The organism is Nocardiopsis sp. iso_25, from assembly GCF_056173305.1.
The window spans coordinates 5,154,975-5,180,236 of the sequence record NZ_CM149667.1; the positions used below are offsets into that span (position 1 = coordinate 5,154,975).

A 25,262-nucleotide genomic window follows, 5' to 3' on the forward strand; every position below is an offset into this window, starting at 1 on the left:
TGGCCGGTCGGGCCCTTCCCCTCTCCCTCGGGAGGGGGGACTACTTCCAGGAGGCCTCGGAGAAGTTCTCCTGGGTCAGCGGGCTGACGTTGGGCGGGTTGACGTTCGCGGAGAAGGCGATGGACGGCGGGGAGCTGGAGATGGGCAGCCCCGGCAGGATGTCCATGATCTGGTTGTTCAGGTCCTGGTAGGCGGCGACGCGCTCCTCCTCGTTCGGGTTGGTGCTCGCCTCCTCCATGGCGTCGAACAGGTCCTCGTCACGGAAGCCGAACTCGCTGTTGTACTGGGAGAACCAGGTGCCGATGAAGTTGTAGGCGTCGTTGTAGTCGCCGGTCCAGCCGAGCAGGTACAGCGGGCACTCACCGGAGTTGGTGCGCGGGACGTACTCGGTCCACTCGTAGGTGACCGGCTCCACGGTGACGCCGACCGCCTCCAGGTCCGCGGCGATGACGTCGAAGATGTCGCGCGGCGCGGGCATGTAGGGGCGGGTGACGTCGGTCGGGTAGCAGAACTCCAGGGTCAGGTCCTCCTGCCCGGCGTCCGCCAGCATCTCCCGGGCCAGTTCGGGGTCGTACTCGTAGGTCTGCACGTCCGGGGACCAGCCGTCGAGGGTGTCGGGGTGGAACTGGGTCGCGACCTCGCCGCCCTCGGGCAGGATCGTGTCGACGATGCGCTGGCGGTCCACCGCGTGGGCGAGGGCCTGGCGCACCTCCAGGTCGGCGAGTGCCTCGCTGGCCTCCTGCTGGTAGGCCATGTACAGGACGTTGAACACGCCGCGGGTGGGCACCTGGAAGTCGGCCTCGGTCAGGGGGGCGACGTCGGCGGGGGCGACCAGGTCGTAGCCGTGGATGTCACCCGCCTCCAGGGCCTGGCGGCGGGCGGTCTCGTCGGGGATCGCACGCAGGATCATCGTCTCGAAGCCCGCGGTCTCACCCCAGTAGTCGTCGAAGCGCTGGAGCGTCACCTCGGCCTGGTCGTGGTCCCACTCCTGGACGGTGAAGGGTCCGGTGCCCGCGACGGTTCCGGCCGTCTGGGTGTACTCGGGGAGGGTGAAGTTGCCCTCCTCGCCGGTGATCTCGGCGTCGGCGATGGCCTCCAGCGTGGTGGGGCTCATGATGCCGAACGAGGCGAGGCTGAAGCCGCCGGGGAAGATGGAGGAGTACTCGTCGATCGTGATGACCGTGGTCAGCTCGTCGGTGGCCTCGCAGGAGACGTACCGGGACTCGGCGAGGTCCTCGCTCTCGTTCTCCGCGAAGCCGCCGAAGATCGACTGCCAGTAATAGGAGTTGTTCGAGCTCTGGAAACCGCCGGTGAGGTTGTACCAGCGGTCGAAGTTGGCGCAGACCGCCTCGGCGTTGAACTCGTCGCCGTCGTGGAACACGACGCCGTCGCGCAGGTGGAAGGTCCAGACGGTGCCGTCCTCGGACTGCTCCCAGTCCTCGGCGAGTCCGCCGACGATTTCGGTCCCGCCCGATTCGTGTTCGAGAAGGGTTTCGAAGACCTGCCTGCTGTAACGGAAGGTCTCACCGTCACTGGTGAGGAAGGGGTCGAGGGTTTTGATGTCGCCCGCGGAGGCGAAGACGAAGGGCTCCGACGCGTCGGTCCCCCCGCCCTCGCGGTTACTCTCGGCACACGCTGTGGCCACCAGCGTGAGCGCGGCCGCGGAGGCCAGGAGGGCCAACGGCTTTCGGAAAGGCTTCCTGAACATGGTCCACCTCAGTGCGGGGCCCGGCAGGCCCTGGAACGATTGAGTGGACCCTAGACCGCACCGAGAGCGACTGTGAAGATAGACAGCTGGGTATTAATACAACCGTTTCCCATCTGTGCCGTGATCCATGGGCGCATTTTCGGATACGAGTTGTCGAACAGATGAACGCACTATCACGTGAAACTTCACGGCAACACCCCCGTAACACGGGAAAGAGAATTTTCCCCGCCGTCTGATATCCGATGATGGGATGAAAGGGTGTGTTTTCCGGCCTCGCGGACCCGCCCCGGAGCCCGGGCTCCGGTGTCGGCGGAGGCGCCGGGCGGGCCTATGATCTGCCAATGACCACACCGCTTGACGACGCGGCGCTGACCGCGTTCCTCGAGGGCCAGGAGGCCTCCTGGCTGGCCGAACAGCTGATGCTGGTGGCCGACGAGGATCCCATCACCAGGATCCGGCTGACCGCCGCGGCCGGATCCGAGAGCGCAGTGGACGAGGCGCGCGCCGCCGTCCTCGCCAGGGTCGTGGCCCACCTCCCCCAGGAGGCCGCCCAGTCCCCCGACGACGGCGACGCCCTGCACCGGGCGCTGGACCTGCTGGACGACTTGGCCGACTACGGTTTCGAGGACGAGTCGGCCGACATCGCGGACGAGGCCAGGGAGATCTACCTGGGCCGCCACGGGGAGGACGACAGCGACCACCTGGCGCGGCTGCACGCGGCCGCCGACGGCGAGGACGACGAGGAGTAGCGCGGGAGGGGGACGACGGCGCGCCGTCGTCCCCCTCCCCCTTCGGTCACGCGCGCGGCGGGGACCCCGGCTCCGGCCGCCCCGCCCGCGAGGGACGGGGCGTAGCGGCGGACCGGTCCGCGGGCGCCGGACCTCCTACCGGCCGCACCAGCGGTGGACCTCGGTGCTCCACAGCGCGATGTTGACGACGATGGCGGCGACCGCCACCACGACCGCGGCCAGCAGCAGCTGCGTGTCCACCAGCCGCGCGGCCGCGTACAGACCGGCCACGGCGACCCCCATTCCGGCCACGGCGCCGACCTGGGCGGTGCGCCACAGGGCGTTGCCGCCGCGGCGCACCGGGACGGCCAGGGCCCCCAGGGCCACGCCCGCGAGCGCGGCGGTGACCATCAGGGCGCGCAGGCCGTCGGCGGCGTCCTCGTGCGCGCCCGAGAGCATCCGGTCGCCCGCCAGGTAGGCCAGCAGGCCGTACAAGGGGACGGCGACCAGCATCAGGACGAAGGTCTGGCGCACGTCGCGCGGGGGACGCGCACCGGGGCGGCGCTCCGCGAGGAGGCCCGCCGCGGAGGACCGTGCGGTGCCGAGGATCCGGGAGGCGGGGGACACGGGGGACGAGACGGAGTTCGACATGCCGAACAGCGTCGCGTTCCGGGAGGAACCACGCAAGACGCCCGCGCAACCGTGCACGGAATTCGAGACCGGACGGTGACGTGACCGTGGCCCGCCGCCGCTCCCCTTCAGTCCCCGACGACCGGCGCCCCCGCCGGGCGCAGCAGCGGCCCCACGTACTCCAGGGCCTGCCCGACGAGGGCCTCCACGTCGTCCCTGACGTCGAGTTCGAGGCCGGGCTCGTCCGCCTTCAGCCGTTCGAGGGTGTCGAGCTGCGACTCCAGGAGCGCGGGCGGCATGAAGTGGTCCTGACGGGCCTCGATCCGCCGCCAGATCACCTCGGCGGAGCCGTGCATGTGCAGGAAGCGCACGCCCGGGGCGGCCTGGCGCAGGACGTCGCGGTAGCTGTGCCTGAGCGCCGAGCAGGCCATGACCGTGGACTGGCCGGCGGCCTCGTGTTCGGCGATCCACCGTGCCAGCTCGTGCAGCCACGGCCAGCGGTCCTCGTCGGTCAGCGGCACGCCCGCCGCCATCTTGTCGATGTTGGCCCGGGGGTGGAAGTCGTCGGCCTCGGCGAAGGGCAGGCCCAGCTGCTTGGCCACACGTTCAGCGACAGTGGTCTTGCCGCTGCCCGAGACCCCCATGAAGACAAAGTGCATGGTTTCTCCGTGTCGTGGTGCCCCTGCGTGGCCGCAAGCGTCACCATTAATAGTGATATCAATCAATCGGGCTAGGCTTCAGCGTGACCCCACGGCCGCATGCGGCCAACCGGACGGCCCCGGAGCACGAGGAGAACGATGGCCACGGACCACCGCACACTGCACAACCGCGTGCTGGCGGTGCTCGGACCCGCCATCGCCGCAGGCGAGTACCGGACCGGCCACACCTTCACCCTCCAGGGCCTGGAACAGGACTTCGGCGTCTCCCGGACGGTCGCGCGCGAGGCCGTGCGCGTCCTGGAGTCCATGCGGTTGGTGGTCAGCCGCCCCCGCACCGGCATCCGCGTGCGCCCGCGCCGGGACTGGAGCGTCTTCGACCCCCAGCTCATCCGCTGGCGCCTGGCCGGGCCCGGCCGGATGGAGCAGCTGCGCTCGCTCAACGAGCTGCGCGCCGCGCTGGAACCGGGCGCCGCGGCCCTGGCCGCCGAGCGCGGCGACGCCGAGGAGCGGGCCCAGCTGGTGGTGGTCGCCGACCAGATGGTCCGCACCGGGCGCGCCGGGGACCTGGAGACCTTCCTGGAGTTGGACGTCACGTTCCACCGCCGCATCCTGGAGCTGTCCGGCAACGAGATGTTCGTCGGCCTGTCCCAGGTGGTGGCGGAGGTCCTGGTCGGACGCACCTCCTACCACCTGATGCCGCGCAACCCGCGCCCGGAGGCGCTGCGGCTGCACAAGGCCGTGGCCCAGGCGATCCGGGACGGCCTCCCCGACGTGGCGGAGGCCGCGATGCGCTCCATCGTCACCGAAGTGTCCGTCGCGCTGGAGGGCGACCGGAGGGCGGAAACCCGCGTCCTGAGCGGACGGCCGGGTTCCGCCCGCGCGGTCACAGCACCAGGCTGAGTCCGAAGGCGAGCCCGAAGCCGATGAAGCCGATCAGGGTCTCCATGACCGTCCAGGTCTTGAGCGTCGTCTTGACGTCCATACCCAGGAAACGGCCGACCAGCCAGAACCCGGAGTCGTTGACGTGCGACAGGGCGGTGGCGCCGGAGGCGATCGCGATGACGATCAGGGCCAGGTCGATCGAGGAGAGTCCCGAGGTGGCCGCCACGGCCGGGGCGATCAGACCCGCCGCGGTGGTGATGGCGACGGTGGCCGAGCCCTGGGCGACGCGCAGCGCGAGCGCGATGACGAAGGCGGCGACGATCACCGGCAGGCCGGTGGACTCCAGGCTGTCGGCGAGGGCGTCGCCGATGCCGCTGGTGCGCAGCACGCCGCCGAACATGCCGCCCGCGCCGGTGATGAGGATGATGGCGCAGACCGGGCCGAGCGCGCCGCCGACGATCTCCTCCACCCGCTGACGGGTGAAGCGGCCCGGGCTGAGCACGACCATCGCGAAGAGCACGGTGATGAGCAGCGCGATCGGGGTCTGTCCGAGCAGCTGGAGGATCTGCGCCCACGTGGCCTCGGCGGACACCGCGCCCGTGGAGACGAGCGTGGTCACACCCGTGTTGGCGAAGATCAGCAGCATCGGCAGCAGGAGGACGGCCAGCACGGTCACCAGGCGCGGCGGGTTCTCGTGCTTGACGGTGCCGTCGGACATGATGTCCTCGGGGACCGCCAGCTCCCACTTCCTCCCGGCCCACAGGCCGAACAGGTAGCTGGCCAGGTACCAGGTGGGGATGGCCAGGATGGTGCCGATCAGGAGCACCAGGCCCATGTCCGCCTCGATCTCCACGGCTGCGGTGACCGGGCCGGGGTGCGGGGGCACGAAGGCGTGCATGACCGCGAAGGCTCCCGCGGTGGGCAGCGCGTACATGAGCACGGAACCGCCGACGCGGCGGGCCACGCTGAAGACGATCGGCAGCATGACGATGAGGCCGACGTCGAAGAAGATCGGGAAGCCGAAGAGCAGGGAGGCGACGCCGAGCGCGAGCGGCGCGCGCTTCTCGCCGAAGAGCTTGATCAGCGCCCCGGCCAGGACGGCCGCGCCCCCGGTGATCTCCAGCAGGCGGCCGATCATCACGCCGAGCCCGACGAGCAGGGCGACGCTGGCGAGGGTGCTCCCGAAGCCGTCCAGGAGGGTGGGCACCACCCCGGTGACGGGGATGCCGGTGGCCAGGGCGGTCAGGACGCTGACCAGGATGAGCGCCACGAACGCGTGCAGCTTGAGGCGGATGATCAGGAACAGCAGGAGGGCGATGGCTCCCGCAGCGATCCCGAGAAGGGGTCCCGTCCCGTAGACGGGTTCGAAGTTCTCCACGACGGAGCCTTCCGTGGGTGTGCGGTGGTGCTGAGCTGTACGGGAGTACGGCTCCGACCTGCTCTGGGGGCAGGCTCCGAGAATGGTAATACCATTTGTGAGGTTATGTGAACACCAGCGTTCCGTTCTGTTACAACCGCGAGACCTGCGTCACCGGAAACCCGATCCACCAGCAGCTTTCGGGGCGAGGGTGACATGCGACACATGGAGGCGTTCGGTCGTCACCCCGCGAGCCCCGCGGCCACCGCCCGCCCCACTTCCCGGGACGTGAGGTAGGGCGAGGCGTCGTGCGCCTTCGGCCCGTTGTCCACCGGCAGGTCCGCCACGCCGCCGAACAGCGGGTCCAGCTCCTTGACCAGGGCGACCACGTCGCGCCGGTCGGCCACGTTGGTCCACGTACGCACCGCCGGCGGACGGGTGCCGCGGCCCTTCTCCGGGGAGGGCAGGAGGCGGTCGAAGATCAGCCCCGCGATACCGAGGGGAGACCCGAGCGTCACGAGGTCGAGGACCGGAGCAGATCCGGAGGCGGAGACGGGATCGTCGGAGGGGGCGAGGGAGGCGGCGCACAGGGCCTCGTAGGCGACCACGCTGCCGAGCGAGTGCGCGACGACGAGGCGGGTGTCGGGGCCGATCCCGGCGAGGACCCGCCGCTGGGCCGCCGCCCTCACGGCGGGGTCGGTGAGGTAGGCGCGGACCTGCTTGAGGTCGGCGATCATGGCGCGGTCCGCCAGCCCGGCGAAGACGGAGTGGCGGGACAGCGACACCAGGGCGCGCTGTACCCAGGAGGGGGCGCCGAACCGGACCGGCGCCTGAGGTCCGGGCACCGAGGGGTCGGTCCGGGCGGCCTCCTCCCACAGGGCGCGCAGCAGGTCCTGTTCCAGGCCCTCCTCGACGTCGGAGGCGTCGTAGGGCGGGAGTCCGACCGAGCGGTGCCCGGCGGGCCGGAACAGGTCGCCGTAGAAGGCCATGGCGACGTCGTCCTGACCGAGGCGGGCCCCGGCCAGGGCCGCGCCGTCGGTGAGCGCGGGGCGCCACTGGGCAAGCAGGGTCTCGGCGCCCTTGAACTGCTGGGCGATGCCGTGGACGCAGAGGATCCTGGCCACGCGGCCTCCTTGGAGCGGTGTGGGGGTTCAGGGGCGGGTGAGTGAGTCCGGGTTGAGGCGGAGGGCGACCAGGCCGGATTCGGTGGCGGCGTAGAGGTTCCCGTCCGGGGTGACCGAGAGGTCGTGGATCTGGTTTCCGACCCCGATCTCACTGACCATGGTCGCGGTGGCGTGGTTCCAGACGCGGATGACGCCCTCCAGGTCGACGGAGATGATCAGGGGGACGCCCGTGACGCGGACGATGTGGACAGACTGGATCCCGTCCTCGAGCCTGGACACCGGCAGCGCGGTACGCGACCAGTCCCGCGGATCCCAGGAGTATAGGAAGCCCTTACGGCTCCCCCCGAGCAGCATCCCGTGCTCACCGATATCGGCGATGTCCACCGCGTACAGTCGCGTCTCGTCATCACCGAACGGACCGGCGACGGGTTCGCGAGTCCGCAGGTCCCACACCCGGATCGTGCCGTCGGCGGAGGCGCTGGCAAGCAGGTCCCGGTCACCGATCCGCGCGATCCTGAGGTCGTAGACTCTTGCTGTGTGCCCGCTCAGCGGTTCCCCGACACGGGTACGGCGTTCCAGGTCCCACACGTGCAGTCGGGCGTCTTTCCCCACGGTGACCACGACGGTCCGCCCGTCCAGGTCGTGCACGGCGAACTCGGTTTTGACCTCCAGGTCCTGCTCATGGAAGGAGCCTGCGGTCTTACCGGCCACCGTGTCGAACGCCTCCATCCATTGCCAGCGCTGAACGAGATGGGTCGTGTCGGAGACCCTGCGCAGTCCGAAACCGCGTTCTCCGCTGGTGAGCAGGGGCCGGGACAGCCTCCCGGTGTCCGTGTCGTGGACGCGCAGCGTTCCGTCCAGGTCGAGGGTCCGCACGACCCCGCCGGGCTCGTCCACACACACACCGGACAGGCTGTGCCCGAGTCCGGAGAAGGCCTCACCCACGGCACTCGTCGTGCGCACGTCCCACAGGCGTGCCTGTTCATAGCGGACGGCAAGGTACCTGAGCCCCTCGGCGGTCGCCGCGAAGACGCCCCTACCAGGGGCGTTCTCGCTGGAGAGCAGGGGGGAACCGGTCCGGCTCGCCGAACCCACACGCCAGAGGTGGGTCGTTCCCTGGGTGTCGACCACCGCCGCGTGGTCGTCGTTGGCGAAAGGGGACAGGATCGCGGCCGTAAGCCGTGTACCCCATCCCTCGATGGTGCTGCCCACCGGCTCCCACCGGTCGACGGAGTAGCAGCGCAGGTCGTTCGCACCGCTCGTGATCATCGCCACGGGAGCGCCCCGGAAGAAGCCGATGCCGACCGTGCTTTTGCCCAGGTCCTCGTCCCAGGGATCCCGCACGACCACGCGTTCGGGCGCCCCGTCCCTGCCCTCCCAGGACCACAGGTACAGGTAGTCCAGCGTCGTCCGGGCGACGAGCCGCAGGACACCGGAGTCCACCCGGGCCCGCATTTCATGGATGCCGCCGATCTGTCCGGTCAGCGGGCTGACTGCCTCCGCCCTGGTACCCAGATCCCACAGGCGGATGGTGCCGTCATCGCTCCCGCTGATCACCAGCGGTCGGCCGTGCAGTTCCACCAGTTGGAGACAGGTGACGGCGTTGGTGTGCCCGGTGAGGTGCTGGACGGACTCGCGTGCCCTCAGCGGGTGCCAGACGCGCAGACTCGTGTCGTCGCCCCCGGTGACCGCGACCAGATCACCGTCCACGGACGCCAGTGCGACGGCCCGGATGGCGCCGTGGTTGCCTTCCAGCGGTCGAGTGACTCCTCGCAGTTCGTCCAGGTCCCAGACGCACAGCATCCCCTCGGCACCGCCCGTCACGGCGTAGGACCGCCCCTCGTGCGTCGCGGCCGCGACGTCGTTGATCACATCGACGTGCCCGGTATCGGGTCGCTCAGCGGCCAGGTCCCACACCCGCGCGGTACGGTCACCGCTGACGGTGACCGCGTAGGTCTCCTCCTCCTGACAGATCAGCACCGCCCCCTCCAGAGCGAGGTTGTGACCCCTCAGCGGATGCCCCTGCTGGCGCATGGTCTCCAGATCGCACACACGCGCGTCCTCCCAGGCGCTCGTCAACACCACTCTGCGTCCCTGGGATACCCCCACGTCGATGGATCGGATACTCGAGCGGTCCGACATGAAATGGGGGTGCACAAGGGTGGGCTCTCCGATCTGCTGACGGTTGAGCGGGTTCCAGCGGTTGAGCATCCCCTCCTGGTCGCCGCTCAGCGCCACGGGACCGTCAGAGGTGTCCAGGAGGAAGAGCGCGGTCACCTCCGCCGTGTGAGCGACGAAAGGGTCACCGGACACCTCCGCACACGGGCGGTCGGGCAGTGCAGTCAGGTCCCAGACATAGGCCCTGCGGTCCGCTCCACCCGTCACCCCGATCAGCTGCTCACCGACAGAGGCGAGGGCAGCGGCCATCACGGAGCTGCGATGTGCCTCCAATGGTCTACCCAAGGGCCGCCGGTTCTCCAGGTCCCAGAGGCGGGCGGTCCCGTCCTGACTCGACGTCAGCGCAAAGGTCCTGCCCCGGAAGTTCGCCATGGCCACATCCGTGACGAAGTTCGTGTGGGCCTGCCACGGCTCGCCGAGGACACGGTTGGTGGACAGGTCCACGATCCGCAGATGGCCGTCGATGCCTCCGAGCAGGGCGACCGAGTACTCCCCCAGATCCCCCAGGGCGAGACATGTGGGCTGGACCGGCAGTTCCAGGGCATCGCCCAGTTGGCTCTGGGTGCTCAAGTCCCACAACCGCACCGTTTTGTCCGCGCTGCCGGTCACCGCGACTCGGTGTCCGTCCAGCGCCGTCGTGGCCACGCACGTGACGGGCTTCGTGTGCCCCACCAGCTGCCGGTGCGCACCGCTGGTGGACCACCACGCCCACCGCGTGGTCCACGTGGAAGGCAACCCCGACTTGTCGATCCGCTCCGCGAGCGCGTCGGCGCCGCAGCGCCGGGCCGAGAGCTGGAGGTCGGAGGTCCGGTCCTTGAGCGGGTACCTCTCCGACAGCCGGTGGGCGACCTGTTCGTAGGCCGTGCGGGCCGCCTGCGCCTCCTCGCCGGAGACCCTGCCCAGCACCCGCATCAGGGGGAGCTGACCAGCCGCCAGCAGGAACACCGGATCGGCCACCAGCGCGTCGAGGTGCCCGGTGTCGGAGGCGTGCGTGGCCAGGTGCACGCGGACGTAGGCGGAGGCCGAGAACCAGTCCGGCCCCTGACCGTCCAGGCGGCCCGGCACCGTGCCCAGCAGCGCGGCCACGATCCGCTCCTGCGCGCGGGCGGCGTCCCCGCTGCCGTTGTAGGAGGCGCGCAGGTGATCGGCGAGCGCTTGGTGGTAGAGGCGGTACACCGACCGTTCCCCCTCCACCACCTCCGCGACGTAGTCGCTGGCGAAGCGCAGGACCTCGCTGATGTCGGCGTCGGAGCACTCCGCGTCCGACAGCCCGGTGGCCATCGCCGCCCACGTGCTCCCCCGGGGGAGCCCCTGCCCCTCGGCGAAGGCCAGCGGGGTGAGCAGGCGCCGCACCCGGTCCTCCTCCTCACCGAAGCGCGCCAGGTAGTCGTCGAAGGCCTCGCCGACCCCGCTGGGCAGGGTCCTCTGCCAGCCGGACACCGAGGTGTCGATGGGTGTCGGCTCCTTGCGCAGGCTGCGGGCGGTGAGCCGGGCGACCAGGAAGACCCCCGCCGCGCGGCCCGCCACTCCCCTGGCCACCAGGTCGGCCAGCTCGGGCCGGTCCCGGTAGGGGGTGCGCGTGCTGGCCTCGTCGGAGGCGAGCAGCACCTGGCGCACGTAGCCGCGGATGTCGGCCTCGGTGTCGGTGGCGCGGGTGTCCAGGTCGATGACGGCCATCACCGACTCCAGCGCCCTGACCAGCTCACGCCGGGTGCCCACCAGCAGCCGCACCCCGGGGATCTCGGCCATGGGGCGCAGCAGCTCGCGGGCGATCCGGCGCGGCTCACCGCGGCCCACGAAGTCGGCCGTGCTGCCCGAACCCGCCTCGTCGAGGGCGTCGACGACGATGACGAGGGGCCGCTCGCTGGCCCGTGCGCGCTGGGCCAGCTCTTGGAGGAGTCCGGCCGCCGAGGGGGTCCGCGCCCGGGAGCCGAGCGCGGCGGAGACCCGCTCGACGATCTCCTCCAGTCGCTTGTGCCGGGCGTGGACCGCGGCGGTCACCGTGCCCACGGGGACGAGGGTGTCGTCGGAGGCCTCCGCCAGCCCCAGCCGCTCGCGGTACTCGCGGTCGGACACGGTGACGATCCGGCCCAGCACCGCCGACTTGCCGCAGCCGGGCTTGCCGGTCACGATGCGGCCCCGCCCGTCGCCCTCCGGCGACGTCATCCAGGAGACCAGTTCGCGCAGGACCCACTCCCGGCCGCTGAAGTAGCGGCCCTGCTCGGACTCGAACTCCACTCCGCGCGAGCGCGGGCCGTAGTGCTCGGCCAGTTCGGCCGCCTGGCGCTGGAAGTCGAGGTCGGTACCCTCCGAGGGCAGGTCGGAGCGGTAGGAGTCGTTGGGCAGGAAGGGGTCCAGGCCGGTGCCCGCGCCCTTGGCCAGCTCGGCGCGCTGGGGGACGCCGTTCTCGGCGAAGTGGTCGTTGACGTGCTGGACGACCGAGGCCAGGTCGAGGTAGGGCTGGCGCTGGCCCGCCCTCTCGGTGGCCGTCTCCACGGCCTCGCGCAGCGCGGGCGCGAAGGCCCCGTCCTGGGCCAGGTCCTTGGCGCGCGCGGAGGACAGGAAGCACACCGAGGTGGACACGTCGCCGCCGGTGAGGCGGTAGGCGAGGGTGTTGAGGGCGATCCCGGCCGCGTCGGAGGCGCCCGCCCCGGCCGAGCAGGTGTCCAGGATCAGCAGCAGCCTGCGCAGCCGCCCCTCGCACAGGATCCGTACCAGGTCCTCGGTGGCCAGAGCGGTCGAGGCGGGGGTGTCCTCGCGCGTGTCCCAGCAGCACAGGTAGTGCCGGTCCCGGTCGGGCGCGTATCCGTGGCCCGCGAAATACAGGACGACGACGTCCTCCTCGCCCAGTTCGACATCGGCGACCCAGCGGCGGATCTTCTCGCGGATGTCGTTGGCGCTCCCGTAGTCGCCGATTCCCTCCAGAACGGATTCGTAGCCGAAGCCCGTGAACAGGTTCCGGACGGCGAGAACATCTTCTCCGACCCCGGTCAGCTGCTCCTCTCTGGACAGGTACTGGTACCTGGAAACACCGACGGCAAGGAAGAAGCGACGGCCGGTTCCACTCGGCAAGGGGGCAACCTCTCGGTTTTCTTCAGGGGTTTTTATGCACTTGTCGAAGGCCCGAAAAAGCGCGGCAGGCGCTGTCTGATCCATTATGCCCGTGGGGGCTCCGGGGCCCCACCCCCGTGGAAAAGCACAAACACCCACATAGGACTCACCGGTCGCGTGCGAGCCCACGGAAAGCCCTCTGCCTCCGATCATCCTCCGAGCATTGACAGCATGTTGTCCATTTGACAGCATGTTGTCATGATCGAAGACACCAGGCAGACCGTCCACCTCGCCGTGTACGACCAGCTGGCGGACTGGGAGATCGGGCACACCACCGCGACCATCCGGGGCGGCGACTGGCAGCGCGACCCCGGGCGCTACGACGTGGTGACCGTCGGCCTCACCGGCGCGCCCGTCACGACCGCGGGCGGGCTGACCATCCTGCCGGACATCACCCTGCCCCAGCTCAAGCCCTCCTCCAGCGCGATGCTGATCCTGCCGGGGGCCGACGGCTGGGACCTGGACCCCGAGGCCTTCTCCCCGTTCGCCTCGGCGGCCGGGATCTGGCTCGACGCCGGTGTGCCGGTGGCGGCCATCTGCGGCGCCACGGCCGGGCTCGCCCGGGAGGGGCTCCTGGACTACCGCGACCACACCAGCGCCGCGCCCGAGTACCTGCTGGCCACCGGCTACGCCGGGATGCGCCGCTACCGCTCCGCGCTCGCGGTCTCCGACGGCGGCCTCATCACGGCCGGGCCCACCGCGCCCTTGGAGTTCGCCCGGGAGGTCTTCGCGGCCCTGGACCTGTACACGCCCCGCGTCCTCGACGCGTGGTACCGGCTGCACGCCGAGCACGACCCCCGCGCCTACCACGTGCTGCTGGAGGGGGCCTGAGCATGGCCCCTGCCGAGAACAGACACTCCGACCTGCTCACCGGGACCGCGCTCACCGTCTTCCGCCTCAACGGGCAGTTCCTGTCGGTGGCCGAGGAACTGGCCCGCACCGCCGGACTGACCGCCGCGCGCTGGCAGGTGCTCGGCGCGGTGACCCGGGAACCCCTGCCGGTGTCGGCGGTCGCGCGCCGCTTCGGCACCACGCGGCAGAGCGTGCAGCGCATCGCAGACCTGCTGGTGGAGCAGGGGCTGGCCGAGTACCGGCCGAACCCGGCGCACAGCCGCGCCAAGCTGCTCGCCGCCACCGGGGAGGGCCTGGACGCCCTGCGCCGGATCAGCCCCGACCACGAACGGGTGGCCAAGGCCCTGGTCGCCGAGCTGGGCGAGGAGGACAGCGCTCGCGTGCTGGAGGCGCTGGCCAGGCTCTCGCGTGCCCTGGACCGGATCGGGAGCGACTGAGCGGCGGGCAGTATCGTCGGGCGCACACCCCGTCCACCCCGGGCCCGCCCCCGCCCGGGGGCACGCGTCCCACCAGGAGGAAGACGCCATGATCGACCTGCGTTCCGACACCGTCACCCGCCCCACCCCGGCCATGCGCAGGGCCATGGCCGAGGCCGAGGTGGGCGACGACGTGTGGGGCGAGGACCCGACCGTGCGGAAGCTGGAGGAGGAGACCGCCGGGCTGCTGGGCAGGGAGGCCGCGCTGTACGTGCCGTCCGGGCACATGGCCAACCAGCTGGGGCTGTACGTGTCCACCCGCAGCGGCGAGGAGGTGTGGGCGCACGAGAACCACCACCTCATCGGCGACGAACAGGGCGCGACCGCGGTGCTGGCCCGGGCCCTGCCGCGCCTGTACTCGGACGGGCTCTGCCCCACCGACGCGGTGCTGGAGTCGTGGATCGCCGGCCGGGGCGACGTCCACCGGGCCGAACCCGCCCTGGTGTGGCTGGAGAACACCTTCACCGGCCGCGTCGTGCCGCTGGCCGAACAGCGCCGGGTCACCGGGTTCGCGCACCGGCACGGACTGCGCGCGCACCTGGACGGGGCGCGGCTGTGGAACGCGGCCGCCGCACTGGACGCCGCCCCCGCCGAGGTCGCGGACGGGTTCGACACGGTGTCGGTGTGCTTCTCCAAGGGCCTGGGCGCCCCGGTGGGCTCGGCGCTGGTCGGGGACGCCGACACGGTGCGCAGGGCCCGGCGCGGGCGCAAGCTGCTGGGCGCGGGGATGCGCCAGGCCGGGATCATCGCCGCCGGCGCCCTGTACGCGCTGCGCCACCACCGGGAGCGGGTGGTCGAGGACCACGAGCGCGCCGCGGAGCTGGCCCGGCTGATCTCCGAGCGCTCCGGGCTGGCCGTACAGGCGCGGACCAACATGGTGCTGGTGCCCGCCCCCGCCGGTCAGGGGGCGCGCTACGCCGAGGCCTTCGCCCGCCACGGGGTCGCGGGGCTGGGCATCGGCGACGCCGTGCGCCTGGTGGTGCACCTGGAGACCACCGACCGCGACGTCGAGGAGGCCGCCCGGGGCGTGGCCGAGGCCTTCGCCGAGCTGTGACCCCGGCGGCCGGGCGCGGCGGTCGGCCGACCTAGACTGTGCCGATCGCCTGACCGCCCGGCTGCCGCGGGCGTGCCACGCGTCACAACGCGTAGTAGCATTTCGCGTATGACATTGTCGTACTAGAGAGTGGTAGCACCGCAATGCCGGGAAGAATCCAGTCGATCGAACGCGCGGCAGCCATTCTCCGGATCCTGGCCACCGGTGCCCGCGGGCTCAGCCTGGCGGAGATCTCCCGGTCCCTGGAGCTGCCCAAGGGCACCGCGCTCGGCATCCTGCGCACCCTCCAGCACGTGGGCTTCGTCGAGCAGGACCCCGAGTCGGGCCGCTACCGCCTGGGCGGGGGCATGCTCAGCCTGGGCACCCGTTACCTGGACGGCAACGAACTGCGCACCCGTGCCCTGAACTGGGCGGACAGCCTGGCCTCGCGCAGCGGCGAGAGCGTGCGGATCGGCACGCTGCACAAGCACCAGGTGCTCGTGGTCCACCACGTGTTCCGCCCCGACGCCTCCCAGCAGACCCTGGACGTGGGCACCCTGCTGCCGCTGCACGCCACCGCCATCGGCAAGGTCCTCATGGCCTTCGACCCCCTGGCGGCACCCGAGGAGGACCCGGCCGTGGTCGAGAGCGGAGGGGCCCCGGCCCTGACCTCCTTCACCCGGCACACCGTCACCTCCCCCGCCGCGCTGGAGCGCCAGCTCGACCAGGTGCGCGACGACGGCTGGGCCTGGGAGGCCGAGGAGCTCGTGGACGGCGAGGTCTCCATCGCCGCCCCCATCCGCGACCGGCGCGGCACGACCGTCGGCGCCATCGGGGTGCGCGGCGCCGTCGAGCGCCTGCGCGGCGAGGGGGGCAGGCCCGACATGGAGCAGGTCTCCTACGTGCGCGACGCGGCGCGGGCCATCTCCCGGGAACTCGGCGTCACCCCCTACTGAGGGATCACGGCACGGTTCCGACACCGCCCGCGGAAGGCCTTCCGCGCGGCGGCTTCCGGCGTCCGCCCGAGCCTGGCAGCGTTGCCGTCGAGAGGGCGTGACGCACGCGACACGATTGCGTCACGCGGCCTTGACATGGGAAGGAAAGACGGATGAAACTAACGGCTACTCATACGTCAATGTCGTACAACGTGCGGGTTTAATCCGAAACCGTGTGCGTCCGGCCCCGTCCCGAGCCCCACCCTGAAGGCGAGCACCCGATGAGTCAGCAGTACGTCGCCGCGATCGACCAGGGCACCACGTCGAGCCGCTGCATCCTCTTCGACCGCGACGGACGTATCGTCTCGGTCGACCAACGCGAGCACAGGCAGATCTTCCCCAAGCCCGGCTGGGTCGAACACGACGCCGTGGAGATCTGGGCCAACGTCGAGGCGGTCATCAGGGGAGCCCTGGACAAGAACGACATCACCCCCGACCAGATCGCGGCCGTCGGCATCACCAACCAGCGCGAGACCACCCTGGTCTGGGACCGCGAGACGGGCGAGCCGGTCCACAACGCCATCGTCTGGCAGGACACCCGCACCGACGACCTGGTCCGCGAACTGGGCGGCGAGGAGGGCCAGGACCGCTTCCGCGACCGGTGCGGTCTGCCGCTGGCCACCTACTTCTCCGGTCCCAAGCTGCGCTGGCTGCTGGACCACGTCGACGGCCTGCGCGAACGCGCCGAGCGCGACGAGGTCCTGTTCGGCACCATGGACACCTGGATCATCTGGAAGCTGACCGGCCGCCACGTCACCGACGTGACCAACGCCAGCCGCACCATGCTGATGAACCTGTCCACCCTCCAGTGGGACCCCGAGATCCTGGAGGCCATCGGCATCCCCGAGGGCGTCCTGCCCGAGATCCGCTCGTCGTCGGAGGTCTACGGCGAGGCCACGGGCTACCTGGCCGGAACCCCCGTCGCCTCCTCCCTCGGCGACCAGCACGCCGCCCTGTTCGGCCAGACCTGCTTCGACCCGGGCGACGTCAAGGGCACCTACGGCACCGGCACCTTCCTGGTGATGAACACCGGCACGGAGCCGGTGACCTCCGAGAACGGCCTGCTCACCACGCTGGGCTACAAGCTCGGCGACGAACCGGCCGTGTACGCCCTGGAGGGCTCCATCGCGGTGACCGGCTCCCTGGTGCAGTGGCTGCGCGACAACCTGGGCCTGATCTCCACCGCGCCCGAGATCGAGACGCTGGCACGCACCGTGGAGGACAACGGCGGCTGCTACATCGTGCCCGCCTTCTCCGGCCTGTTCGCCCCGCACTGGCGCAGCGACGCGCGCGGCGTCATGGCGGGCCTGACCGGCTACGTCAACAAGGGCCACATCGCGCGCGCCGTCCTGGAGGCCACCGCGTGGCAGACCCGCGAGGTCGTCGACGCGATGAACGCCGACGCGCCCACGGAGCTGACCACGCTCAAGGTGGACGGCGGTATGACCGCCGACAACCTGCTCATGCAGATCCTGTCCGACGTGCTCGACACCGAGGTCGTGCGCCCGATGGTCGCCGAGACCACCTGTCTGGGCGCCGCCTACGCCGCGGGGCTGGCGGTGGGCTACTGGCCCGACGTCGAGACGCTGCGCGCCAACTGGCACAAGGCCGCCGAGTGGACCCCGAAGATGGAGCCCGCCGTGCGCGAGCGCGAGTACCGCAACTGGAACAAGGCCGTGCGCCGCACCCTGGACTGGGTCGAGCACGAGGACGCCCAGTAGCGCGGGGGCGGCGTCACCCCACCGAACGACCGGTTCCCAGGAGCCCCGGCTGCCACCTTCGGCTCCCGGGAACCGGCCCGCGGGGCGCCGTGCGCGCTCCGCTCCATCCCATTCCTGTGACGGGTGCGTCCTATTAAACCCCCGCCTCCGGCCAGGCGCCGGTCGGCGGGGACGAGGCCCCCGTGACCCGGTTCCCCCTGACGGGGCGGAGGTCTCCATGGTCTATCTGGCAGAGTTCGTCGGTACGGCGATCCTGATCCTGCTCGGCGGCGGTGTCGTCGCCGGTGTCTCGCTCGCACGCTCCAAGGCCCTCAACGGCGGCTGGATCGTCGTCACCTTCGGCTGGGGCATGGCGGTCGCGATGGCCGTCTACGTCGTCGGCGCCACCAGCGGCGCCCACATCAACCCGGCGGTCACGCTCGGCCTGGCCAGCATCGGCGAGTTCGGCTGGGCCCAGGTCCCGGGCTACATCCTGGCCCAGATGGGCGGCGCGTTCACCGGCGCCGTCCTGGTCTACCTGGTCTACCTGCCGCACTGGAAGGTCACCGACGACCCGGACGCGAAGCTGGGCGTGTTCAGCACCGCCCCGGCCGTGCGCAACCCGGTGGCCAACCTCATCACCGAGGTCGTCGGCACCGCCATGCTGCTCCTGGGCGTGCTGGGCATCGGCGCGAACTCCGGCTACGTCTCCATCGAGGGCGGCGTGGACCTGAGCGGCCTGTTCACCAACGGCCTGGCGCCGCTGCTGACCGGCCTGCTGGTGCTGGCGATCGGCCTGTCCCTGGGCGGTCCGACGGGATACGCCATCAACCCGGCCCGCGACCTGGGGCCGCGCATCGCGCACGCGGTGCTGCCGATCCCCGGCAAGGGCCCCTCCGACTGGGGATACGCCTGGATTCCGGTGGTCGGCCCCCTGCTGGGCGGCGTGATCGGAGCGTGGATCTGGAAGCTCACCGGGTTCGGCGCCTGAGCGCCGCCGACCCGGGGACGGTGTGACCGCCGTCCCCGGCCGGCACGCCCACGAACCCCGGGCCTCCCGGGGCTCCCGGGGCTCCGCCTTCCGGACCCGCGGGGCGGACCCGGACCCCGCCGAGCCCCGGGGCGTCGCACGGCGACGCCCCGGGGCTTCGCCGTGCGCGCCCTCCCCGCGGACCGACCGCGCGGTCGTCCGGCGAAGTGCGACAATGCCGCATCTCAGAAGCCCCACGTGTTGACCCGACTCCCCTGGGCAACTCCCGTCAAGCTCATCTGTGCTTCGGGCCGCAACTGGACCCGTTTTCTCGGCGGGAAGGCCCCCTCTTCTTCATCAGCGTTCGGCATTGTCGTATTATGAAGGCGATACATCGCCTGAAACGTGGAGACTGTTCAGGTGCACGCGAGGCCCCCTCCATCCCTCCGAGGAGCACAGCCATGACCGTCAGCGCCAGCCAGAACCGCATCGCCTCGTCGCGCTCGCGCACACGCGACGAACTCACCCGGGGGACCTTCGACCTCCTGGTCGTCGGCGGCGGGATCCTCGGGACCTCCGTAGCCTGGACCGCCACCCAGGCGGGACTGCGCGTGGCCATGGTCGACTCCGGGGACTTCGCCGGAGCCACCTCCAGCGCCTCCTCCAAGCTGGTGCACGGCGGACTGCGCTACCTCCAGAGCGGGCAGGTGCGCCTGGTCGCCGAGAACCACCGCGAGCGCCGGTCTCTGGCCTCGGATGTGGCACCGCACCTGGTCAACCACATGCCGTTCCTGGTCCCGATCTACTCCGGCGGCCCGCACGGGGCCGCGAAGATGGGCGCCGGGGTGTTCCTGTACTCGGCCCTGTCGGCCTTCGGCGACGGCATGGGCCGTCTGCTCTCCCCCGCCCAGGCGCGGCGGCTCGCCCCGGGCCTGCGCACCGACGGCCTGCGGTCGGTGGCCGCCTACAGCGACCACCAGATGAACGACAGCCGGATGGCCGTCATGAGCGTGCGCGCCGCCGTGGACGCGGGCGCGGTGGTGCTCAACCACGCCGAGGTCGTGGGGCTGCGCACCACCCGGGGCCGGGTCACCGGTGCCGACCTGCGCGACCGCGTCGACGGCGGGGAGTTCGGCATCGACGCGCGGCTGGTCCTCAACGCGACCGGCCCGTGGGTGGACCGGCTGCGGAGCATGGAGGACCCCTCCGCGGCGCCCAGCGTCCGCCTGTCCAAGGGCGCGCACCTGGTGCTGCGCACCCCCGAGCCCTGGCGCGCCGCGCTGACCATCCCCGTGGACAAGTACCGGGTGTCGTTCGCGATCCCGTGGGAGGGCAGGCTGCTGCTGGGCACCACCGACGAGGAGTACACCGGGGACCCGGCCGACGTGTCGGTCGTGCCCGCCGACGTGGAGCAGATCCTGGGCGAGGCCGCGCTGGGCATCGACGCGCCCTACCTGGACGCCTCCCACGTCGACTACTCCTTCGCGGGGCTGCGGGTGCTGCCCGGCGGACCCGGCGGCACCAGCGCGGCCAAGCGCGAGACCGTGGTCACCCAGGGGCGGGGCGGGATGCTCTCGGTGGCGGGCGGCAAGTGGACGACCTACCGCCACATCGGCCGCGCCGTCCTCAAGGAGCTGCGCAAGGTCAGCGCCGTGCCGCTGTCGGAGGACATGGTCGACCCGCTGCGCACGGTGCCGCTGCCCGGACTGGCCAGCCCGGACGCGGTGGCCCAGCGGCTGATCACCGACCGCGCGCCCGGCGCCCCGCTGGACCCGCTGGTCGCCCGCCACCTGGCGTCGCACTACGGGAGCCTGGCCATGGACATCGCGGCGATGGTGCGCGAGGAGCCGCGTCTGGGCGAGCGCATCCACCCCGACGGCCCCGACATCTGGGCGCAGGTGGTCTTCGCCCGCGACCGCGAGTGGGCGGTGAACGCGGACGACGTGCTGCGCCGCCGCACGACGGTGACCGTGCGGGGACTGGACACCCCCGAGGTGCGTCGGCGCACCGAGGCCCTGCTGGAGGGGTGAGCCCCCGCCGCCCCCTCGGGGGCGGCACACGCGAACGCCCCGGAAGGCGGTGCCTTCCGGGGCGTTGCGCGAAGTTATCGCGTGCTAGATCGCGACGACGTTCTCGGCCTGCGGGCCACGGGTGCCCTGGACGACCTCGAACTCCACGCGCTGGTTCTCCTCCAGGTTACGGAAGCCCGTACCCTGGATCGCGCTGTAGTGAACGAAGGCGTCGGGGCCGCCGCCGTCGGGGGAGATGAAGCCGAAGCCCTTCTCGCCGTTGAACCACTTCACAGTTCCCTGAGCCATGTTCTCTCCTTCAGCTCGGTGTACACGGACGCAGACTCACGTCCGCGAATTGCCGCGAGCCGGACTTCCTTGAAGAAACCGCCCGCCGGTCACAAACTCCGCGGGCAAGACACCAACTGCGAAATTCAACGACTAACAATCACTTCGAACGTACCACAGACGGGTCGGCCGGCGAAGGATTCCGATGTGGCAACCCGCACGGCCCGCCGGGGAATACCGGCGGACCCTCCAGGGTACACGTGTGCCGCGTGGGAACGCACGCCGGGATGTCACACCCCGTTCAGGCGGACGTCGCCGCCACGTCGTCGGCGCACCTCAGGACGGGTGCGCACGCGAGCGCGCCCGGCTCCGGGGCGGCGCAGCCCGAGGCCGCCCCGGCGTGCGGCCCGCCGGGCGGCGGAGCGGCCCGGCGGCGTCCGCCAGCGCCCTCCGCGACGGGCCCGTCGGCGCCCGGAACCGGCCCCCGCGACGGGATCCGGGACCGCGCGGGCACCCGGAAACCACCGCCGGCCGCCCGGGTCCGCGCGTCGAATCGCGGCTTTCGCAAGCCGGTGTCGGGAGCGCGCGGGAAGGGCCGGAAAACACCGAGGCGCCCGCGGGGGGTGGACGGGCGCCGGGATGCGGGGAAGGGGGCGGCTCAGCCCTGGTCGATCCCCACGAAGTGGCCCTCCTCGGCCTCGATCAGCGGAGCGGAGTCCTCGTCGGGCGCCGTCGGCAGGACGACGTCCTCGGGGGGGTTGGCCGCCAGTTCGGCGTCCACCTCGGCCCAGGTGCGGTGCAGCTGCGGCACGCAGGACAGCAGGTGGCGGCTGTAGGGGTGCAGCGGGTTGTCGAAGACCCTGGCCGTCGGGCCCATCTCGGCGATCGCGCCCTTGCGCAGGATCACCGACTTGTCGCTGACGTAGTTGCCCAGCGACAGGTCGTGGGTGACGAACAGGATGCCCAGGCCGCGCTCCTTGAGGTCGGCGAGCAAATTGAGCACGTCGATGCGCGTGGAGGCGTCGAGCATGCTGATGATCTCGTCGGCGACCAGCAGCTTGATGTCCAGCAGCAGCGCCCGCGCGATCAGCAGGCGCTGCAACTGGCCGCCGCTGAGCTGGTGCGGGTACTTGTTGAGGACGTTGCCCGGGTCCAGGCGCACCGTCGCGATCGCGTCCAGCACCTTGTCCCGCCACTCCGTCTCCGGGGTGTTCGGGAAGTAGGAGGTGCGGACCATCTCGAAGACGCGGTCGGCCTTGAAGATGGGGTTGAAGCAGCTGAACGGGTCCTGGAAGACCCCCTGCACGCGGCGGTAGTACTCCTTGCGCGCGGTGTGGCCCCTGATGGTGGTGATGTCGGTGCCCTCGAAGGTGATGCTCCCCGAGGTCGGCTTGAACAGGCCCAGCACCATCTTGCCGAGGGTGCTCTTGCCGCTGCCGCTCTCACCGATCAGCGAGACGACCTCGCCCGCCCCCACCGTGAGGCTCACGTCGCGGACGGCGCGCAGGCGGCCACCGCCGAACGCGCCGACCTTGTACACCTTGTGCACGTGGCTGAGTTCCAGCACGGTCTACCTCACCCCGTCTTCCAGCAGGCGGCCCAGTGGCCGGGTTCGATCTCCACCAGCGGCGGCTGTTCGGAGCACTTGGAGAACGCCATCGGGCAGCGGTCCTTGAACCGGCAGCCGGTGGGCGGGTTGAGCAGCCCCGGCGGGGTGCCGGGAATGCCCTCCAGGCGGCCCCCCTGCACGGTGGAGGTGGACCCGACCTCGGGCAGCGCCCCGATGAGCATCTGGGTGTAGGGGTGCTTGGGCTCGTTGATGATGGTGCCCGCGGCGGCCTTCTCCACGATGTGGCCCGCGTACATCACCATGATCGTGTCCGCCATCTGGTACACGAGCGAGATGTCGTGGGTCACGAAGACCATGCTCTTGATGTAGCCCCGGTCGCGGAACTCCACCATCGACTCCGCGACGGAGCGCTGGGTGGACACGTCCAGGGCCGAGGTGACCTCGTCGGCGATCAGCAGCGACGGGTTGAGCAGGGTCGAGATGACCATGACGACGCGCTGCTTCATGCCGCCGGACAGCTCGATCGGGAACCGGTTGAGCACGTCGGTGTCCAGGCCGACCAGTTCCAGGCGGCGGTGGAGCTCCTCGGTGATGTCGGCGGGCCGCACGCCGCGAGCGCGCAGCAGCTCGTTGATCATCCTCCCGATCTTGCGGGTCGGGTTGAGGGCGCTCATCGCGTACTGCGGGATGAGCGAGATCTCGTGGTACCGCAGGGGCACCATCGCCTGGTCGTCGGCGATGGGCACGTCCTTGCCGTCCAGCTCGATCGTGCCGCCGACGTGGCGCATCCGCGAGTCCAGGCGGATCAGGCTCTTGCCCAGGGTGGTCTTGCCGCAGCCGGACTCCCCGGCCAGGCCCATGATCTCCCCGTCGGCGAGGTCGAACGTGACGCCGTCGAGGGCGTGGACGTCCCCGCGCAGGGTCTGGTAGTAGACCTTCAGGTCCTTGACGCGCAGGGTCATCACAGCTCCCGCAGCTTGGGGTTGAAGACCTCGTCCAACCCGACGTTGAGGATGTACAGCGAGCCCACGATCACGGTGATGCCGAGACCCGGCGGGATGAACCACCACCACATGCCGAGGGTGAGCGCGCTCCAGGCGACGGCGCTCTCCAGCATCAGTCCGAGGGACACGCCGTTGGAGGGGCCGAGGCCGATGAAGTCCAGGCCGGCCGCGGTGAGGACCGCGCCGCCGAACTGGAGGATGAAGGCCATCACCAGGTACGAGCTCATGTTGGGCGCGATCTCGGCGGTGATGATCTTCCAGGTGCGCCGACCGCTCAGCCGGGCCAGGTCCACGTAGTCGCGGGTGGCCAGGGACAGCGCCTGCGAACGGACCGCGCGGGCCGCCCACGGCCAGGCGGTCAGGCCGATGAACAGGCCCTGCACGAACAGGCCGCGCGCGTCCAGGTAGGCGATCGCGACGATGAGCACGACCATCGCGGGCAGAACCAGGACCACGTTCGTGATCATGTTGAGGATCTCGTCGACGATCCCGCCCTTGTACCCGGCGACGAAGCCGACCGCCGTGCCGATGACGAAGGCGATGCCGCCGCCGAACAGGCCGATGATGAACGTGGCGCGCACGCCGTGCACGAACTGGGCCCAGATGTCCTGGCCGAACGTGGTGGTACCGAACCAGTACTCGCCGTTGGGCGGCTGGGTCTGGGGGCCGACGTACTCGTTGGGGCTGTCGCTGACGAAGAAGGGGCCGATGATCCCGAGCAGCAGGAAGGCCAGGACGATACCCGAGCCGATGAGCAGCTTGGGGTTGCGCCGGGCGAAGTACAGGGCCTCGGAGCCCTTGCGCTCGGCCGGTTCGGGGGCGTCCGCCTTCTCGGCGGTGCCCGGAGCTCCGGCGACGTTCGTCATGAGGAGCCTCCCGTCATCTGGACCCGGGTGCGCGGGTCGATCAGCACGTAGACGATGTCGATGATGAAGTTGGCGATCAGCACGCCGATGACCACGAACAGGAACACGCCCTGGAGCAGGAAGAAGTCGCGGTTCTGCAGGGAGTCCAGGATGAGGCTGCCGAGGCCGGGGTAGTTGAACACGATCTCGGTGAGCAGGGAGCCCGCGATGATCGTGCCCAGCTGGACGGCCAGGCCGGTGATCTGCGGCAGCATGGCGTTGCGGAACGCGTAGCGCCGGACCAGCTTGCGCGGGGCGCCGAGGGCCTGGAGGTAGTTGGAGTAGTCCGCGTCCAGTTCGTAGATGATCATGTTGCGCATGCCGATCGCCCAGCCGCCGAGCGCCACCAGGAACATGGACAGGAACGGCAGGAACCAGTGGGTGATCAGGTTGGAGATGAACAGCCAGCTGAACTCGGGGCGCAGGGAGAAGCTGTAGCCGCCCGAGGTCGGGAAGATCCCGGCGACGATGCCCAGGCTCCAGGCCAGCAGCAGGGCCAGCCACATGTACGGCGTGGCGGTGAGGATGTAGCCGACCGGCAGGACCGTGTTGTCCAGGGCCTTGCTGCGGGCGGCGAAGGCGCCGAAGCGGTTGCCGATGATCCAGCTGAGCAGGATCGCGGGGAGCAGCAGTCCCAGGGTGTAGGGGACCGCCCTCATGATGACGTCGGTGACCGGCTCGGGGTAGAGCATCACGCTGATGCCCAGGTCCCCCTGGAACAGGCCCGCCCAGAAGCTCAGGTACTGCTCGTGCAGCGGCTTGTCGAGGCCGAAGACCTCCTCGTAGTACGAGGTCATGGCGGCCAGGGCCTCGGGGTCGCCCACCGAGGCCCGGGAGAGCATGTTGCGGATGGGGTCGCCGGGCATGAAGCGCGGAATCATCCAGTTGATGGTGACCGCGACGATGAACGTAAGCAGGTAGACGAAGAGCTTACGACCGATATAGCGCCACACACGTTCCTCCAGGTGATGGCGGCGGACAGTCGAGTGGCCCCGGAGGGGGCGCGGCGCGGACCCTGTGGGGGGTGTTCCGTGCCGCGCCCGCTCTCCCGGGGCGTCCCCCGGCCGGGCTCTTTCGCGCCGT

The 25,262-nt window shown here is 70.8% G+C and carries 20 protein-coding genes; 9 read left to right on the forward strand and 11 right to left on the reverse strand.

From position 1 onward, the window contains the following. Positions 1-40: 40 nt before the first annotated feature. Entirely contained in the window at positions 41-1,708 is a 1,668-nt protein-coding gene (locus AC0VX6_RS22150) for an ABC transporter substrate-binding protein (RefSeq protein WP_274974493.1), read from the reverse strand. A 341-nt stretch (positions 1,709-2,049) separates the two neighbouring features. Here AC0VX6_RS22150 and AC0VX6_RS22155 point away from each other — a divergent pair, with 341 nt between their 5' ends. Next, on the forward strand, positions 2,050-2,457 hold the full coding sequence (locus tag AC0VX6_RS22155; RefSeq protein ID WP_047868227.1) for a hypothetical protein: 408 nt from the start codon (positions 2,050-2,052) through the stop codon (positions 2,455-2,457). 135 nt (positions 2,458-2,592) lie between these two features. Here AC0VX6_RS22155 and AC0VX6_RS22160 read toward each other — a convergent pair whose 3' ends face one another. After that, on the reverse strand, positions 2,593-3,087 hold the full coding sequence (locus tag AC0VX6_RS22160; protein ID WP_274974494.1) for a hypothetical protein: 495 nt from the start codon (positions 3,085-3,087) through the stop codon (positions 2,593-2,595). Between the two features lie 107 nt (positions 3,088-3,194). Continuing rightward, positions 3,195-3,725, reverse strand: coding sequence for a gluconokinase (locus tag AC0VX6_RS22165; protein ID WP_475465916.1), 531 nt, complete (start codon positions 3,723-3,725; stop codon positions 3,195-3,197). Positions 3,726-3,863: 138 nt separating this feature from the next. Here AC0VX6_RS22165 and AC0VX6_RS22170 point away from each other — a divergent pair, with 138 nt between their 5' ends. Further along, positions 3,864-4,625, forward strand: a complete 762-nt coding sequence (locus AC0VX6_RS22170; RefSeq protein WP_475483698.1) for a FadR/GntR family transcriptional regulator — start codon at positions 3,864-3,866, stop codon at positions 4,623-4,625. Here the strand turns inward: AC0VX6_RS22170 and AC0VX6_RS22175 are convergent. The 3 genes from AC0VX6_RS22175 to AC0VX6_RS22185 form a co-directional block, all read right to left on the reverse strand. Next, positions 4,609-5,985, reverse strand: coding sequence for a GntP family permease (locus tag AC0VX6_RS22175; RefSeq protein WP_274974496.1), 1,377 nt, complete (start codon positions 5,983-5,985; stop codon positions 4,609-4,611). The two genes, AC0VX6_RS22170 and AC0VX6_RS22175, sit on opposite strands and share 17 nt — an antisense overlap. A gap of 221 nt (positions 5,986-6,206) precedes the next feature. Beyond that, the gene (locus AC0VX6_RS22180; protein ID WP_475465918.1) at positions 6,207-7,088 is read right to left on the reverse strand and encodes a hypothetical protein; all 882 of its coding nucleotides are present in this window, start codon (positions 7,086-7,088) and stop codon (positions 6,207-6,209) included. 27 nt (positions 7,089-7,115) lie between these two features. Next, the gene (locus AC0VX6_RS22185) at positions 7,116-12,338 is read right to left on the reverse strand and encodes a caspase family protein (RefSeq protein ID WP_475465920.1); all 5,223 of its coding nucleotides are present in this window, start codon (positions 12,336-12,338) and stop codon (positions 7,116-7,118) included. Between the two features lie 237 nt (positions 12,339-12,575). Here AC0VX6_RS22185 and AC0VX6_RS22190 point away from each other — a divergent pair, with 237 nt between their 5' ends. From AC0VX6_RS22190 to AC0VX6_RS22220, 7 genes are all read left to right on the forward strand, one after another. After that, positions 12,576-13,208 (forward strand): DJ-1/PfpI family protein, encoded by a 633-nt coding sequence (locus AC0VX6_RS22190; protein WP_475465922.1) that lies wholly within the window; start codon positions 12,576-12,578, stop codon positions 13,206-13,208. Between the two features lie 2 nt (positions 13,209-13,210). After that, a complete protein-coding gene (locus AC0VX6_RS22195; protein WP_274974497.1) occupies positions 13,211-13,666 on the forward strand; it encodes a MarR family winged helix-turn-helix transcriptional regulator in 456 nt (151 codons plus the stop codon). Between the two features lie 88 nt (positions 13,667-13,754). After that, positions 13,755-14,759 carry a threonine aldolase family protein gene (locus tag AC0VX6_RS22200; protein ID WP_274974498.1) on the forward strand — a complete coding sequence of 335 codons (1,005 nt, stop codon included), beginning with the start codon at positions 13,755-13,757 and terminating at the stop codon, positions 14,757-14,759. A 143-nt stretch (positions 14,760-14,902) separates the two neighbouring features. Then, on the forward strand, positions 14,903-15,694 hold the full coding sequence (locus tag AC0VX6_RS22205; RefSeq protein ID WP_274974499.1) for an IclR family transcriptional regulator: 792 nt from the start codon (positions 14,903-14,905) through the stop codon (positions 15,692-15,694). Between the two features lie 260 nt (positions 15,695-15,954). After that, the gene (gene glpK, locus AC0VX6_RS22210) at positions 15,955-17,454 is read left to right on the forward strand and encodes a glycerol kinase GlpK (RefSeq protein WP_274974500.1); all 1,500 of its coding nucleotides are present in this window, start codon (positions 15,955-15,957) and stop codon (positions 17,452-17,454) included. Between the two features lie 217 nt (positions 17,455-17,671). Next, the gene (locus tag AC0VX6_RS22215) at positions 17,672-18,424 is read left to right on the forward strand and encodes an MIP/aquaporin family protein (RefSeq protein ID WP_274974501.1); all 753 of its coding nucleotides are present in this window, start codon (positions 17,672-17,674) and stop codon (positions 18,422-18,424) included. A gap of 440 nt (positions 18,425-18,864) precedes the next feature. Next, entirely contained in the window at positions 18,865-20,433 is a 1,569-nt protein-coding gene (locus AC0VX6_RS22220) for a glycerol-3-phosphate dehydrogenase/oxidase (protein WP_274974502.1), read from the forward strand. Between the two features lie 84 nt (positions 20,434-20,517). On the opposite strand, the gene AC0VX6_RS22225 is transcribed toward AC0VX6_RS22220, so the two are convergent. From AC0VX6_RS22225 to AC0VX6_RS22245, 5 genes are all read right to left on the reverse strand, one after another. Continuing rightward, a complete protein-coding gene (locus AC0VX6_RS22225; protein WP_047868215.1) occupies positions 20,518-20,721 on the reverse strand; it encodes a cold-shock protein in 204 nt (67 codons plus the stop codon). A 637-nt stretch (positions 20,722-21,358) separates the two neighbouring features. Then, positions 21,359-22,267 (reverse strand): ABC transporter ATP-binding protein, encoded by a 909-nt coding sequence (locus AC0VX6_RS22230; RefSeq protein WP_274974503.1) that lies wholly within the window; start codon positions 22,265-22,267, stop codon positions 21,359-21,361. An 8-nt stretch (positions 22,268-22,275) separates the two neighbouring features. Next, complete coding sequence (locus AC0VX6_RS22235) at positions 22,276-23,232, reverse strand: ABC transporter ATP-binding protein (RefSeq protein WP_475465925.1); 957 nt, start codon at positions 23,230-23,232, stop codon at positions 22,276-22,278. After that, positions 23,232-24,140, reverse strand: coding sequence for an ABC transporter permease (locus tag AC0VX6_RS22240; RefSeq protein WP_274974505.1), 909 nt, complete (start codon positions 24,138-24,140; stop codon positions 23,232-23,234). The genes AC0VX6_RS22235 and AC0VX6_RS22240 overlap by 1 nt, the downstream gene beginning before the upstream one ends. Then, positions 24,137-25,132, reverse strand: a complete 996-nt coding sequence (locus AC0VX6_RS22245; RefSeq protein ID WP_274974506.1) for an ABC transporter permease — start codon at positions 25,130-25,132, stop codon at positions 24,137-24,139. Before AC0VX6_RS22245 ends, AC0VX6_RS22240 begins: the two co-directional genes overlap by 4 nt. Positions 25,133-25,262: the final 130 nt, after the last annotated feature.